Annotated in this window: 14 protein-coding genes; 11 read left to right on the plus strand and 3 right to left on the minus strand. The window is 50.6% G+C overall.

The features are described 5' to 3' along the window. Positions 1-17: 17 nt before the first annotated feature. The gene (locus KOI40_RS09350; RefSeq protein WP_216097240.1) at positions 18-887 is read left to right on the plus strand and encodes an HpcH/HpaI aldolase/citrate lyase family protein; all 870 of its coding nucleotides are present in this window, start codon (positions 18-20) and stop codon (positions 885-887) included. Between the two features lie 15 nt (positions 888-902). Here the strand turns inward: KOI40_RS09350 and tsaA are convergent, their stop codons facing one another. The 3 genes from tsaA to KOI40_RS09365 all read right to left on the minus strand — a co-directional run bounded on the left by tsaA (position 903) and on the right by KOI40_RS09365 (position 2,970). Next, entirely contained in the window at positions 903-1,610 is a 708-nt protein-coding gene (gene tsaA, locus KOI40_RS09355; protein ID WP_216097241.1) for a tRNA (N6-threonylcarbamoyladenosine(37)-N6)-methyltransferase TrmO, read from the minus strand. Between the two features lie 24 nt (positions 1,611-1,634). Continuing rightward, positions 1,635-2,390 (minus strand): UDP-2,3-diacylglucosamine diphosphatase, encoded by a 756-nt coding sequence (locus tag KOI40_RS09360; RefSeq protein WP_216097242.1) that lies wholly within the window; start codon positions 2,388-2,390, stop codon positions 1,635-1,637. Between the two features lie 85 nt (positions 2,391-2,475). Next, complete coding sequence (locus tag KOI40_RS09365) at positions 2,476-2,970, minus strand: peptidylprolyl isomerase (RefSeq protein ID WP_216097243.1); 495 nt, start codon at positions 2,968-2,970, stop codon at positions 2,476-2,478. Positions 2,971-3,233: 263 nt separating this feature from the next. Between KOI40_RS09365 and KOI40_RS09370 the strand changes: the two genes are divergently transcribed. From KOI40_RS09370 to KOI40_RS09415, 10 genes are all read left to right on the plus strand, one after another. After that, positions 3,234-4,913, plus strand: a complete 1,680-nt coding sequence (locus KOI40_RS09370; RefSeq protein ID WP_216097244.1) for a glutamine--tRNA ligase/YqeY domain fusion protein — start codon at positions 3,234-3,236, stop codon at positions 4,911-4,913. Positions 4,914-4,973: 60 nt separating this feature from the next. Next, positions 4,974-6,350, plus strand: coding sequence for a cysteine--tRNA ligase (gene cysS / locus KOI40_RS09375; RefSeq protein ID WP_216097245.1), 1,377 nt, complete (start codon positions 4,974-4,976; stop codon positions 6,348-6,350). A 58-nt stretch (positions 6,351-6,408) separates the two neighbouring features. Further along, positions 6,409-6,789: a carboxymuconolactone decarboxylase family protein gene (locus tag KOI40_RS09380; protein WP_216097246.1), complete on the plus strand. Its 381-nt coding sequence runs from the start codon at positions 6,409-6,411 to the stop codon at positions 6,787-6,789. Further along, positions 6,789-7,790: a porphobilinogen synthase gene (gene hemB, locus KOI40_RS09385; protein ID WP_216097247.1), complete on the plus strand. Its 1,002-nt coding sequence runs from the start codon at positions 6,789-6,791 to the stop codon at positions 7,788-7,790. Before KOI40_RS09380 ends, hemB begins: the two co-directional genes overlap by 1 nt. 64 nt (positions 7,791-7,854) lie before the next feature. Then, positions 7,855-8,031 (plus strand): DUF3012 domain-containing protein, encoded by a 177-nt coding sequence (locus tag KOI40_RS09390; RefSeq protein ID WP_216097248.1) that lies wholly within the window; start codon positions 7,855-7,857, stop codon positions 8,029-8,031. Between the two features lie 14 nt (positions 8,032-8,045). Beyond that, positions 8,046-8,255 carry a DUF3012 domain-containing protein gene (locus KOI40_RS09395; protein WP_216097249.1) on the plus strand — a complete coding sequence of 70 codons (210 nt, stop codon included), beginning with the start codon at positions 8,046-8,048 and terminating at the stop codon, positions 8,253-8,255. Between the two features lie 89 nt (positions 8,256-8,344). After that, the gene (locus KOI40_RS09400) at positions 8,345-9,859 is read left to right on the plus strand and encodes a Wadjet anti-phage system protein JetA family protein (RefSeq protein WP_216097250.1); all 1,515 of its coding nucleotides are present in this window, start codon (positions 8,345-8,347) and stop codon (positions 9,857-9,859) included. Continuing rightward, the gene (locus tag KOI40_RS09405) at positions 9,852-10,664 is read left to right on the plus strand and encodes a DUF4194 domain-containing protein (protein WP_216097251.1); all 813 of its coding nucleotides are present in this window, start codon (positions 9,852-9,854) and stop codon (positions 10,662-10,664) included. The genes KOI40_RS09400 and KOI40_RS09405 overlap by 8 nt, the downstream gene beginning before the upstream one ends. Positions 10,665-10,666: 2 nt before the next feature. Further along, positions 10,667-14,293 carry an ATP-binding protein gene (locus KOI40_RS09410; protein WP_216097252.1) on the plus strand — a complete coding sequence of 1,209 codons (3,627 nt, stop codon included), beginning with the start codon at positions 10,667-10,669 and terminating at the stop codon, positions 14,291-14,293. A 118-nt stretch (positions 14,294-14,411) separates the two neighbouring features. After that, positions 14,412-15,281, plus strand: coding sequence for an ion transporter (locus tag KOI40_RS09415; RefSeq protein ID WP_233710135.1), 870 nt, complete (start codon positions 14,412-14,414; stop codon positions 15,279-15,281). Positions 15,282-15,287 lie beyond the last annotated feature (6 nt).

Genomic DNA, 15,287 nt, shown 5'->3' on the forward strand with positions numbered 1-15,287 from the left:
TTTTTATAGGAAAAGATATGAGTTTGCGACCGCGCCGTTCAGTCCTTTACATGCCAGGTTCCAACAGCCGGGCATTGGAAAAAGCCAAGGGGCTACCCGCCGATACCCTGGTGTTGGATCTGGAGGATGCGGTAGCGCCTGATCAAAAAATGGCCGCCAGAGCCCAGGTCGTAGAAGCCGTAAAAGCCGGTGGTTATGGTTATCGTGAGATGGTGATCCGGGTCAATGGTCTGGAGACCCAGTGGGCAAAAGATGACATTCTGGCCGTCGCGACTGCTCCTGTGGCCGCAGTGTGTGTTCCCAAGGTAGAGACACCTGATCAGGTTTTGCGAGTGGTTGAGCTGTTAAATCAGGGCGGCGCTCCAGAGTCGGTTACGGTGTGGGCCATGATCGAAACCCCCAAGGGGGTGGTGAATGTGCAGGCCATTGCGGCTGCTCACCCGCGTCTAAGTCTGTTGATGATGGGTACCTCGGATCTGGCCAAGGAAATGCGATTGCCGCATACGCCGGACCGAATAGGGTTTATCTCGGCGCTGAGTCAATGTGTTCTGGCGGCCCGACTGAACGGGCTGGACGCTCTTGATGGTGTTCATCTTGATTTGAAGGATCAGGACAGTTTACGCCTGGTGTGTGAACAGGGGCGTAACCTGGGCTTCGACGGTAAAACCCTGATTCACCCCAACCAGATTGAAGTCACCAATGAGGTATTTGGTCCAAAGGCGGATGAGATCGAGCGCGCAGGTCGTATTATCGATGCGTTTACCCAGGCTGAATCGGAAGGCAAAGGGGTTGTCGTAGTCGATGGCAAGCTGGTGGAAAACCTTCACGTGGAAGAGGCGAAGCGCACACTGGCGATTGCAGAAGCCATTGAGGTCATGCAGGCCTGACAGGTTTTTGCGGGTCTACGGTTTCCCGATGTCGGTAACGATCAGTTTGTCGTCTTGTCGTTGCCACTGGATGTTCAGGTCGTAGAGGGTCATCCCGTAGATCCGGTCTGAAGCCTTATGAAATGCGGGCTCCGGCTGCTGGCTTAAAACCTGCTGTATCAGCGTCTCCAGGGCGGGGTAAGCCGTTTCAAGTGCGCGTACTTGTTCCAGGGCCTGAGGGCTGAACTCAATCGTGGTGCAGGTTTCCGGTGCGAGCTCGGCGTAGTTGCCGCTGGCTTGCGGGTGTGAGTCGGCGTAAGGGATGTAGGGCTTAATGTCCAGAATCGGGGTCTTATCGAGCAGGTCGCCACCGCCGATGTGGACCTGCCATTGGCCTTTTTCCTGCGTAATGCCTTCCAGTGTCACCACGGAGAGGCCAATAGGGTTGGGGCGGAATGGACTGCGGCTGGCAAACACCCCCACTTTTTGGTTCCCGCCCAAACGAGGGGGGCGAACCATGGGCTTCCAGTCTTCCCGGAGGGCTTCATGAAAGACAAAAACCAGCCAGATGTGGCTGAATCCCTCAAGCCCGCGCAGAATTTCTTCCCGATTGCAGCTGTTGCTTAAGGTTATGTGTGACTGTGCCGCGGTCACGAGACCGGGTTGGCGAGGTATGGCAAACTTCTCTTTATACGGACTGTGAACCCAGCCGACGGGGTCGAAGTGGTATGTCTTGTCGCTCATGGTGTTGAGTCTGCTGGCGAGAGCTTATCGGGCCGGTTCAAGCAGGTTTTCCTGATTGATAGGGCGCTTGTGTTGCTCGATGTAGCCTTGATTGTCTGCTTCCAGCCACCACAGGTAGTGATACCAGTCACCCAGAACGATTCGCTCGCCGATGCCATCTCCCAATTCGACCTGATGGCGGGCCGGGCGGTGGGTGTGGCCATGAATCATGCGTGTGGTCTGGTGTTCCGTCATCTCGCGGATAACTTCCTCCAGAGTGACATCCATGATGTCTTCTGCCTTCATGCTGCTCATGCTTTTGCTCTGTTCGCGCAGCTGCTTGGCAATGGCGCGGCGGGCTTCAATGGGTTGAGCGAGAAGCTGTTGTTGCCATTGTGGTGAGCGAGCTTGCTGCCTGAAAGCCATATATTCTTCGTCTTTGGTACACATGCTGTCACCGTGCATGAGCAGGGTGGGTGTGCCATAGAGGTCAATCGCTGTCGGGTCGTTTAACAGGGTGGCGCCACACTGGCTGGCGAATTCCTCACCCATCAAAAAGTCCCGGTTGCCAACCATGATATACAGGGCCTTACCGCTGTCAGAGTAGGCTTTCAACAGGTTAATGATCGTCTGGTTAAAGTCACTCCGGTCGTCGTCGCCGATCCACACTTCAAAGAAATCGCCGAGGATATAAAGGGCTTCTGAGCCTGGTGCCACTTGGGTCATAAAGCGTTCAAACGCGGCGGTAATTTCCGGGCGGCTGGCATCGAGATGTAAATCAGAAATAAACAGTGTGGTCATGGCTGGCTGGTGATGGTTGCGGGGAGTGGGGAGGGGTAGCAGGGGTTCGGGCGTATCACCTGAACCCCGTGAAGAAAGGCCTGATTTAGCCCTCAACAGTTACCTTGTCGATGGTGACAGGCTGTGCGGGGACATCCTGATGACCGGCAACCATAGTGGTACTAACGCCTTTGATTTTGTCGACGACCTCGGTACCTTCTACAACTTTACCGAATACGCAGTAACCCCAGCCCTGAGCATTTTTACCGCTGTGGTTCAGGAAGTCGTTGTCTTTCACATTGATGAAAAACTGGGCAGTGGCACTGTGTGGATCCATGGTGCGTGCCATGGCAACAGTGTATTGATCATTTTTTAAGCCGTTATCGGCTTCGTTTTCGATGGTCTCGCGGGTTTCTTTTTGCACCATGTCTTCAGTAAAACCGCCGCCCTGAATCATGAAGTTATCGATAATGCGGTGGAATATGGTGCCTTCATAGAAGCCGTCTTCGGCGTATTGCTTGAAGTTGGCAGCTGTTTTAGGGGCTTTTTCGAAGTCCAGCTCCAACTTAATGTCGCCGTAATTTGTGTGCAGTGTAATCATGTTTGGCTCCTGAGAATCTTACCTGTGATCAGGTTTTGAGTATTGTTGCTCCGACATAGCCCGAGGGCAGTGAGGCAGAGCAAAAAATCTTTATTTGATGGGTGCTTAGAGCACGTCGAGACGGCTATAATACACGATTTCCCGGCGGGAGTATGAGTCTTCCGTGGCGAATAAGCTGCCATTTTGGACCGTTATCCATCAACCGCCGGAATGAATATCAGAGACAGGGCTGCATACAGCCAATAGGGGATTGACGTAACAGCATGAGTGAAGCCACCAGCAAGCCTTTGAATTTTCTTGAGCAAATCATTAAACAAGACCTGGAGAGCGGCAAAACCTCCCGGGTCATTACCCGTTTCCCCCCTGAGCCTAATGGCTATCTTCATATTGGACATGCCAAGTCCATTTGTTTGAATTTTGGTCTGGCCCAGACCTTTGGCGGCGAGTGTAATCTGCGTTTTGATGACACCAACCCGGCCAAAGAAGAGCTGGAATATGTCGAGGCCATCAAAGAGGACGTCAGTTGGCTTGGGTTCGATTGGGCTGGCGACGTACGCTATGCCTCCAGTTACTTCGATAAATTTTACGAGTGGGCTCTTCATCTTATCAATGAGGGTAAAGCTTACGTTTGTCATCTGAACCCTGAAGAATCCAAAGAATATCGCGGCTGGGCGACCAAGCCGGGTAAAGAGAGCCCTTACCGCAATCGCAGTGTGGAAGAGAACCTGGCCGAGTTTGAAAAAATGCGCGCCGGTGAATACGACGAAGGTGCTTGCTCCCTGCGAGCCAAAATTGACATGGCCAGCCCGAACATGAACCTCCGCGACCCGATGCTGTATCGGATCCGCAAGCAGAGCCACCATCAGACAGGTGACAAGTGGTGTATTTACCCCACGTACGATTTTGCTCATGGGCAGGAAGACGCGATTGAGGGCGTAACCCATTCAATCTGTACCCTGGAATTCGCCGACCACCGTCCTCTGTACGAGTGGTTTATCGAGAATTTGCCTGTGCCTGCCAAGCCGGTTCAGTATGAATTTGCTCGTCTGGAACTGAACTATACAGTGACCTCCAAGCGCAAACTGAAACAGTTGGTGGATGAAGGGCATGTAGACGGATGGAATGATCCGCGCATGCCAACCATTTCCGGCATGCGTCGCCGCGGTTACACGCCAGCGTCACTGCGCAACTTCTGTGAGATGATTGGTGTTACCAAATCCGGCAGTACCATCGATATGGGCCAGCTGGAATATTGTGTGCGTGACGATTTGAACAATACTGCGCCACGAGCCATGTGTGTTTTGAATCCCTTGAAAGTCACGATCACCAATATGCCTGAAGGTGAGAAGCAGGTGATGACGCAATCCGTGCACCCCAACCGTGAGGAAATGGGCGAACGTGAGCTGCCGTTCAGCCGCGATATCTATATCGATCGTGAAGACTTTACAGAAGATACCACCTTGTCTCGCAAGAAGTTCAAGCGCTTGGTGCTGGGTGAATATGTCCGCCTGCGTGGTGCCTATGTGATCAAGGCGGAAGAGTCTGTCAAAGACGAAGACGGCAATATCATTGAAGTCATTGCCACACTGGTGGAAGGCACCGTCGGTGAAAACCCGCCAGAAGGTATCAAGCCCCGCGGTGTTATTCACTGGGTTGATGCCAACGATTGTGTTGACTGTGAAGTGAGACTTTACGATCGTCTGTTCAGTGATGCAGCTCCGGACGCCGGTGACAAAAACTTCCTGGATGTACTGAATCCGGAATCACTGAAAATTCTGAATGGCTGTAAGGCAGAAAAAAGTTTGCTGACTGCGGAAGCTGAAAAAGCCTATCAGTTTGAAAGGGAAGGCTATTTCTGTCTGGACAGCAAATACGCTACTGCCGTGAAACCGGTTTTCAATCAGACCATTGGTCTGAAAGATAACTGGGCGAACAAGGTTTAATCGCAGCGCACATTGGTTGTAGCCAACAATGTTGTTATCACAAAAGAATTTGGAAATTTAATGAGTTTACACGTTTACAACACCCAGACCCGTCAGAAAGAAGCCTTTGAGCCATTGGAGCCCAACAAGGTCAAAATGTACGTGTGTGGCCCTACGGTTTACAACCTGGTTCATATTGGCAACGCCCGTCCTGTAGTGGTGTTTGATACGTTGTTTCGGGTGTTGAAAAGTGAATACGCCGAAGTGACTTACGCACGCAATATCACGGATATTGACGACAAGATCATGAAAGCCGCAGCGGAGAATGGTGAAGCTATTTCCACGCTGGCTGCACGCTATGCCAAAGAGTTCGAAGACGATATGGCGCAGCTCAACAATCAGCAGCCGACCATTGTTCCTTATGCCACAGATCATGTTGATCAAATGATCGATATGGTGAAGCGCCTGATTGAAAAAGGTCACGCCTACGAGGCCGAAGGGCACGTGCTGTTTGCGGTCCAGTCGATGGAAGACTATGGCAAGCTCTCAAACCGTTCACTGGACGATATGCTGGATGGTGCGCGGGTCGAAGTTGCCCCCTATAAAAAGTATGCCGGTGATTTTGTCTTGTGGAAGCCTTCAAGCAGTGAAGAGCCCGGCTGGGAAAGTCCCTGGGGATATGGTCGCCCCGGTTGGCATCTGGAGTGCAGTGCGATGATTGAAACCCATTTGGGTGAAACCATCGACATTCATGGCGGCGGCCGGGATCTGGTTTTTCCTCACCATGAGAACGAAGTTGCGCAAAGCTGCTGTGCCCACGATGGCAAACAGTATGTTCGCTACTGGATGCACAACGGTTATATCAATATTGGTGGTGAAAAAATGTCCAAGTCTCTGGGCAACTTCCGCACCGTCCGTGAATTACTGACTCAATATAAAGGTGAAGTGATTCGAGCGGCCTTGTTGTCTGCCCAGTATCGCTCGGAAATGGATTTCTCCACTGATTTGCTGGAGGAAACCAAGTCTCGCCTTGATGCGTTCTACAGTGCATTGCGCGAGGCAAAAGATGTTCCGATGGTTGAGGTGGATGTTAAGGCCCAGCCATTTTACGCAGCGCTGCTGGACGACTTGAATACCCCGGTTGCCTTGGGTGAGTTGCGTCAGCTGGCCCGTGAACTCAACAAAGCCGAAGTGGCAGACAAACCCGTGTTCAAATCGCTCCTTTTGAAAGCGGGTGAGCTGCTGGGACTGTTACAGCAGGATCCAGAGCAGTGGTTTACCGATAGTGGTAATGCCGGTGAAATCTCTGCTGAAGACATTGAAGCCCTTATTGCCGAGCGAGTGCAGGCGAAGCTGGATAAAAACTACGCCCGTGCCGATGAGGTTCGTGAAGAACTGAAAGCGCAGGGAGTTGTGCTTGAGGACTCCCGTGAAGGCACCAAATGGCGAAGAGAATAGGCGGCGAAGAGGGAAAGTAGCGAAGAGAGTAATACAACAGGTTACAGGTTAAAGAATTATGAGTATCGAAGATCAGAAAGCCGGCGAAGCCATACGTCGTGAAGTAATGAGTGACGAATTTGTTGATCGTGCTCTCAATAATGCCAACGATTTTGATCAGCCATTACAGGATCTGGTCATGGAAAATGCCTGGGGCGGCCCCTGGACTCGTGATGACCTGCCGCGTAGCACTCGCAGCCTGGTAACCATCTCCATGCTGATTGCTTTAAAGGCGACCAATGAGCTTAAAGGCCATGTTCGCGGAGCACTGAGAAATGGCTGCACAAAAGAAGAGATTCGCGCGGTGATCATGCAGTCTACCGCTTATTGTGGGTTTCCTGCAGCACTTGAGGCCATGCGCGCGGCAAGGGAAATTATCGATAACTGGGAAGATCAGTAATGGCGACCATTACACCAGAATTTCGTTTTCGTCGTCTGCGTCGTACTTCAGTGTTACGCAGCTTGGTGAGACAAAACCACGTGCAGGCCGAAGATTTGATCCTGCCGTTATTTATTGAAGAAGAGATTTCTGAGCCGGTAGCGATCAGCAGTATGCCGGGTGTCGTCCGTTATCCCGAGTCGCAACTTGCTGAAGTTGTGCAGCGAGCGTGGTCCAAGGGTATTCGCGCTATCTTGTTGTTTGGTGTCTCCACCCATAAAGACGATGTCGGATCGGACACCTGGAATCAAGACGGTCTAATGGCTCGTTGTATCCGAATTGCCAAACAGGCTCAGCCTGAAATGGTTGTGATCAGCGACAATTGCTTTTGTGAATACACCGATCATGGCCACTGCGGTGTGCTGTGTGAAGGATCACACGAAGGACTGGATGTTGACAATGATCTGACACTGGCCAACTTGCAGAAGCAGGCTGTGGTCGCCGCGGAAGCGGGTGTCGATATGATCGCACCATCTACCATGATTGACGGTATGGTTGCCGCCATTCGTCAGGGCTTGGATGAGGCAGGATTTCAACATATTCCGATCATGTCCTATTCAACCAAGTTTGCATCGGCGTTTTATGGCCCGTTTCGTGATGCTGTAGACAGCACATTTAAAGGCACGCGTTCAACCTATCAGATGGATCCTGCTAATGGTCGTGAGGCTTTGGCTGAATCCATGCAGGACGAGATGGAAGGTGCCGATATTTTGATGGTCAAGCCCGGTTTGGCTTATCTGGATGTGATCGCCAATATCCGTCAGCACAGCGAGCGCCCACTGGCTGTTTACCATGTCAGCGGAGAGTACGCCATGATCAAGGCCAGCGCCGCAGCAGGTGTGATTGATGAGCAGGCGATCGTCATGGAAACCATGATGGCGTTTAAACGTGCAGGTTGTGACCTGATAATTACATATTACGCCGAGCAGATTGCCGATTGGCTAGCCGAAGGATCCGATTAATCTCGGAACCGTTTAAAAACAAAGTGATGTAATCGACGTTATACAGCTGTAAGGAGAAGGAACAATGAAAATGATAAAAGCTCTGAGTGTGATCAGCGTAGCTGTCTTGTCTTTAAGCCTGATGGGGTGCGCGCCCAAGGTTGGCAGTGAGGCATGGTGCGAATCCATGAAGGAAAAGCCCAAGGGTGATTGGAGTACCAATGATGCTTCTGCCTACGCTGAGCATTGTATTTTTAAATAAACCCTGAGGTTCGAATGAAGAAATACCTGGGCATTCTGTGTCTATTGCTTGTGGGCGTTATTGCTCTCATCCTGGGCTTGACCATGATCGAAAGTCAACAGGCTCCGGAATTGGTAGGAGAAGCCTGGTGTGATGCCATGGTGGATAAGCCGAACGGGGAATGGACAGACGCAGAGACACGCAGTTTTGCCAAAGCCTGCCTTTACAATAGTGAGGAAGAGTAGCGTTTCAAGCGTTACCAACTCAAAACGCTTCTGATACCAGGGATGGTTGAAGAGCTCAATGGCATTACGATCAGTGATATAGCCTGCCCATGTTTTTCTCAGACTCCCGCCCGCATTTTTTTAAACCCCTGACCGGAAAATACCGTGAAGTGGTTGTGGAATGCCTGCGTCTTTTATACCAGCGTCTCTATACTGATCTCAGCGATTTTGGCCATGTCCGTAATCGCGATCAGGTCGTCGATATTTTCCAGGAGGCCATTGCCAGAGCTCCGGTTCTGGAATCAGATAATATCGAAAGCGAAGAGGAAGGGCGTTTCCGCAATCAGCGGGAACTGGCCGGATTTATCCTCAATATCCTTATCGAGTATGGCTGGCTGGAAAAACAACTGGATGAAGCCACCTTACAAAGCTCCTATGCCTTCAGTAAAGTAGGACGCCTCTTTACGCAGCCTTTCATCGAAAGCGATAGCAGTCGTTTTCGTACCCGCAATCGCAATACTCGCAACACCCGAAACAGCCTGCAGGCTTTTCTTGAACAGGGAGAAATTCACGACCTGCTGGATGCCTATGAATATTCCGAACGTATTATCAGCGATTTCACCGATGTGATCTCGGAGCTGGAGGATCGTAAGAGACAGCTGGTCAAGGAAGTGGAAGCCCGTCAATTGATTCAACAGGCTACCGATGAGTTCTTTGACTTTATGGAAAATACGTTCAAGCCGGACTTGGAAGTGCGTCTCTCCGCGGATAGCGTTGAAAAGTATCGCGATCAGATTGCCTCCTTGATCAAGCAGATTCGTCGTAAACGTAAGTATGGGGGCGACAGCGACGATAAAGATAAGGACTGGCGTGCGGTCATGGAGGTCAGGCTCAGACGTTTGTTGCCCAATAAAGTGGTCGCAGGGCAGTCCATTCTGGAGAATCTGTTAACCGGTATTGAAGAGCGGTTGCGCAGCGCGTGTGAAGGCATGCTGCCAGCATTGCGTCGTTCACTGAACAGCTTTACTCAGCGGGCAGATATCATCATGCGACAACTGAGCTATATCCATTCTCAAGGGGATGATGGTCTGCTGGACGCCTGCAAGCAGTTAACAAGTCTGTCGCCACAGGAACAGGATAAAAGATTACTGGGAGCTTCAGAGAACCTTTCAGGCGTCAGTCTGGGATATATTGATCCGGGTCAGATACAGCTCAAAACACGAGCGGGTAAACGTGTGGTGAGGAGTCGTGTTGACGAGGGGCAAAAGATCGACAGTGAAGCCCGGCGGGAATTGTTTGTCCAGCAAGCTCTTGATCGGGCATTTACCATACAGGGTGGAGATATTCGCGAGTATATCACTAGTGCCCTTACGAATTCTGGTCGGATCAATACCCGCCATTTGCCCGTGCACACAGCCAGGGATCTGTTATCCATCGCCCACGCGATTGAAGTGGGGGCTGCGGATAATTTATCCAGTGAATACCGCTTTGCCGTACATCCGGTCAGTCTGGATTCAGAAGGAAAGCAGTGGCTACCTGAAGAAGCCGGTATTACGGATGGGGATTATTTCTCTCGTCGTGACGAATTTGTGATTGAATTGATTGAGGTCGATCAGCATGTCTAGTTTGCAGGAAACCCTGTTTGATTCACTCAGTGCTGAAAACCTGAAGGACAGCGATTGGTTGGAGTTGATTCAGCGTTTGCTGGATTACGGAGTCTTGTGCCGTGATGAGAGCCGGGTAGAAGCTGATTTATATGACCGGTTTGTACGGATCGAAACCCTGGTGGATGATTACCTTTCGCTGATGGGAGTTCGACTGCATCACGATGCACGCTTCCAGTATGTGCGGTTAATTCCTCCGGGTGCGCGAGTACCCGGAATTGATGATGAAACGGATACGCCATTCAATGGGGGGCTGCGATCACGCCTTAATCAACATGAAGTGGCGGTCATTCTGACACTGCGGACGGAATACGATAAATCACTGCGAGAAGGCAAGGTGGATGAAGCCGGTTGTGTGAATTTATCTGTTGAAGCCCTGGCGCTCTCCCTGAAAAATCTTCTGTCACGTTCTTTGCCTGACAGCCAGATAGAGCGCAAACAATTATTTAAACGGTTACGCCAGCTCAGGGTGATACGTTTCGGTGCTGAGGCAGATCTTCTCAGTGGTGATAGCTGGATCAAAATCAGACCCATGGTCGTCAATCTTGTCAGTAATGATCTGATCGATCGTCTGTTGGACGCATCAGAGCTGGTTGAACACTCCCTGTCGGATATGACAAAAGATTCTGATGATGAGTCTGTCGTTGGTCCAGCGTTAGAGCATGAAGATCATGACGGTGACAATGAAGGGCTTGCTCACACGGGGGGCAGTTCACTCTTTGCGTCCGATCGGGATGACCTTGAAGAATCGGACGAGGACGCATAAGAATGTATTTAAAGAAGTTCATATACGTTAATTGGGGCAATATCCCTCACGCTGAATTCGATTTTGGTCCCATCAACCTGTTTTCCGGGGGGAATGGCTCCGGTAAAACAACCGCGGCGGATGCAATACAAACCGTGATGACGGCGGCGCACGATAATCTGTTTCACTTTAACCCGGGACAGGATGAATCCACCCAGCGAGGGCGGGGCGGTAAACAAGTTCGCACCCTGGCGTCCTATGTGTTGGGTTGTGATGACGGCGCTTATGCCCGACCGGAAGCCTGTGATGGGTATTTGGCTGCGGTCTTTCATCCAACTCCCGGGGAGGATGGAGAAGCTTTTACCGCCTTGCTGGCCATGCGTGCCTTTGTTGAATCTGCCGGTCAGCAAAAGGTGGCGCGCCTGGATCACAGTCAATTCTTTATTCTTCCGGATGTCAGTCTGTCGTTAAAGGATTTGGTCAAAGAAGACACCGGTGGTCGCTACGTCGTACCCATGGATCGTATTTACACGTTACTGCGCAAGCAATTTGGTGCTGCAGCAGTTGAAAAATACGATAAGAAAAAGGCGTATCTTTGCCGCTTGTACGGTGTTTTGCGGGGGCGCACTGACGCAGTTTCGGAACGTGAGGCGATGAACGCCGCACGGGCGTTTTCGCGTTTTATGGCCTACAAGCCAATAAAAGGCATTGATGAATTCGTTGCTCAGGAAGTCCTTGAACCCCGCGATCTGGGGGACGCGATTCGTGATGTGTCGGCCATGCTCAAGCGAATCCACAACATGGAAAGCGATGCCCGGGAACTGCGTGAAGCCACAGCCAGACTGCAGGGTGGCCGTGACAGTGCCAACCGATTTATTGATCAATGGCTGGAGCAACAGTTGTTGGATTACAGTCTGGCAAGAGCTCGTTATACACAGTGCCAGGGTCGTTACCTGAAGGAAAAAGGACTGCAGCAAAGCCTCAAGGAGCAGTTGCAAGCCAACGAGCGGGACAAGGATCTGGCTGAATCCCGACGTCGGGATATTCGCGAACGTTTGCTTGAGGTCGAAGTCAGCCGTCTGCAAGTGCCGGCGTTACGCGATAAAGACCAACTGGAAAAAAATGTATCTGAGTTAGAAGCACAATTAGCAAAATCGGTGCAGCCTCTACTGGCACAGGATGAACAGCTTAGACGCAATCGTCAGGCCGCAGGTCAGATTCAGAAGAATCTTCAGCAAACCTCCCTGTCGCTGGAAATTCCGGAGCTAACCGACAAGTCGCTGTCTAAACTCACAGCTTCCGTCAGTGCCGAGCAGGCCAGTGTGGATTTTCAGTCACTGTTTAATCGCGACTGGATTGATATTACACCACTGGAAAGTCATCTCGATGAAGCATTGACGCAGCAGCAGTTGCATAACCGTTTGAACGGTGAATGGTTTTCAACCAGCGCCAGGGAAACCAGTTTACGAGATCTTCTGGCGCAGGAGCGAGACAAGCGACGCCAGTCCAGCGAACGATTGAAAAAACAGGTCGCCACCAAGGATGCCGAGATTCAATTGCTGGAGCAGCGTCAAGCGGTTTACCCACACTATGTGAGACAGGCTTTGGAAGTCCTGAATACCAAGTTACCGGAAGCTGATGCGCGGGTATTGTGTGACTATGTCGAAGTCGTGGATCCTGAATGGCAATCTGCCATTGAAGGTTATATCGGTGGTGCACGTTTTGGCATCATTGTGGAAGAGGGTTATGAGTCTGAGGCTATTCGACTGGTTCGGCAAATGTCCGGTGGCAGCAAAGCCCGGGTTATTCAGGGGCAAAAAGCGCGTCGAGATGCTGACAAGCTGACCCACATACCTCAGGATTCGATCATTGATGTGATGGAGTTTGGCCACTCTACCGCCGAGGCTTACATTAAATCGAGTTATGGTCAGGTTCAGCGGGTTGAGGATGCGGACGCGCTGCGTTCCACCCGTCGAGGGGTCACCCGGGATTGTCTCGGGTCTGGTAACTATGCCATGTTTCGTTGTGATGTTAATGACAGTGAGCTGGTATTTGGTCAAGCTGCCCGTGAAAAAGCCATGCTGGCCAAGCAGAATGAGTTGCAAGCTTTGCAGATCGAATGGCAGAAAAGCTCTGACTACGCCAATGAGAGCCACTTGCTGTTGCAGTCTGTCGATCAGATGAAACCAGTTACTTACGCAGATCAGCTGCAGGCCATGTTGTCCATTCAGCGTAAATTACAGAATGCAGAGGCCAGTTTAAAGCAGCTTGATTTGTCTGACTTTGATGAGCTGGAGGCGCAGCTGGATCAGTTAAAAGCTGATGAGCAGACCCAGGAGCAGCGCCTGGCTGAGCTGGAGAATTCCCGTGTAGACATCCGAGCAAAACTTGACCGAGCCGATCGGGCCTGCAAACAATTGAACGAAGAGCAGGATTCCAACCTGGAACAGTTGGAAACGGCGGAAGATAATATTCGAAGTCTGTCTTCTATCTGGGCCGAGTTTAATGTTGAGCAGCAATTGGCTGTCGCCGATGAGCGTGTTGAAGTTCATAGTACGGAATACTTTGAGGCAGCTTCAGCAACCTTGTCAGCTGAACTCAACAGTGAACTCAATAGTCTGCAGCGCCGTATTCTGGAGCATAATCAACTGTGCCAGGGTGCCGATGCGCTGGCATTCGATCTGGATTTCTCCAACAGCCTCGGGCGCGCTAATTTCAAAAGCGTTTGTGATTTGCAGCGGCAGCTGGATAAGCTCTATAACCGTTACAAAAACAACATTCTGGCCAAGCGTTACGAAGAGTTAACGAGTCTGAAAGAGAGCTTTAATAACGCCTTCGTCACGAACCTTTGCCATTCTATTTATCAGGCTATTAACGATGGTGAGAAGACGCTCACCAGCCTAAATGATGAGCTACAGCACCATCGTTTTGGTGCCGATCGTGAAAGCTTTGAATTTGGCTGGGACTGGTTGCCGGAGTTCAAAGAGTACTGGCAGTTTTTTAAGGCTGTGATTGACAGCCCCAGTCTGGGAGACGGCGAAACTCTGTTTGATATGGAATTGAGCAGCAAGCACGAAAAGGTTCGCAACCGCTTGATGGCAATGCTGTTGGATGAAGACGAAACCAAAGCTCTGCGCGAATTGGCGCGGATTGCGGACTATCGTAACTACCGTCGATACGAAATCTATAAAAAGCCAGAGGGTAAAACACCCATCGCCTTGAGTCAGTATGGCACCGGTTCAGGCGGGCAACTGGAGACGCCGGCTTATATCATTCGCAGTGCCGCCATTACTTCGGCGTTTCGCTTTAGTGAAGGTAAGTCCCACCTGCGAATGGTGCTGGTGGATGAAGCCTTTTCGAAGATGGATGAACATCGATCCAAAGAGGTTATAAATTACCTGACTGAGAGTCTGGGATTACAGTTGATGTTTATCATGCCATCCAGCAAGTCCGGACCCTTTATGGATCTTATCAGCAACCAGTTTATTTTCAGTAAATGTCCAACTGCGGAACCGGTCGGTGAGCTGAATACACGGGTGTTGGTGGATCGTCAGCAGTGTGACAAAGAAAAAATTGCTGCGTTGATGGCCAACCACCGGCGAACCATCCGGCAGCAGGCATCGTTGGATTTTCTGGAGGAGGTTGAATAAATTTCGATCTGACTGAGTGTTTCGATCTGACTAAGTGTATTGATAGTTGTATTTTTGGTGAATTATTAAGAGCCGCCTTTCATTAGGACTGGTGGCCAGAGGTAAATAAGAGCCTGATATGAGTGAAAAAGACAGTATGACAACCGTAATGGACAATAATGCACAGTGGCAGGCAGCTTTTTACAGGCTGCGTTCCAACAAAGCTTTTGAGCTGTTTGTAGTAGGAATTATTATTTTCTCGGCGCTGGTCATCGGGGTTAAAACCTATCCTTTGCCCGATGCCTTGCTTAAGGCCGTGATCGTAATGGATTGGGCGATTACGGTGATCTTCCTGGTGGAAATCGTCATTCGCTTCCTCGGTGAACCTGATAAAAAGCGCTTCTTCCGCAGTGGCTGGAATATATTCGATACTCTGATTGTGGTGGTCAGTTTAATTCCTATCGAAGACAGTGAAATGGCACTGATAGGAAGGTTGGTCCGTATTTTCCGGGTTCTCAGGATGGTTTCGATTATTCCTGAGCTTCGTATGCTGTTGAATTCTTTGCTCAAGGCTATGCCTCAATTGGGCTATGTACTGTTGATGATGTTTATCATCTTCTACATATATGCAGCCATAGGCAGCACGTTTTTTGCCTCGGTGAATAAAGAGTTGTGGGGCGATATTGCTGTCAGCCTGTTGACCTTGTTCCGGGTCATGACGTTTGAAGACTGGACCGATGTCATGTACGAAACCATGAAGGAGTATCCGCTCAGCTGGATTTACTACCTGTCATTTATCTTCTTTACGGCCTTTGCCTTCCTCAATATGATCATTGGTATTGTGGTCAACGTGCTTGAAGAAGAGCACCAGCGTATTGCCAAAGAAGAAGCTGAAGCCGCGGGTGAGGCAACCGTACAGGATTTGCATCGTGAAATTCTTGAACTGAAAGCGCTGATAATCCAGCAGGCTCCGGCTCTAGCCCGATCTGAGGAAGAGGTCGGACGTTAGTTCCGG

This window comes from Pseudomaricurvus albidus, assembly GCF_018863235.1.
Classification (GTDB): domain Bacteria; phylum Pseudomonadota; class Gammaproteobacteria; order Pseudomonadales; family Cellvibrionaceae; genus Pseudomaricurvus; species Pseudomaricurvus albidus.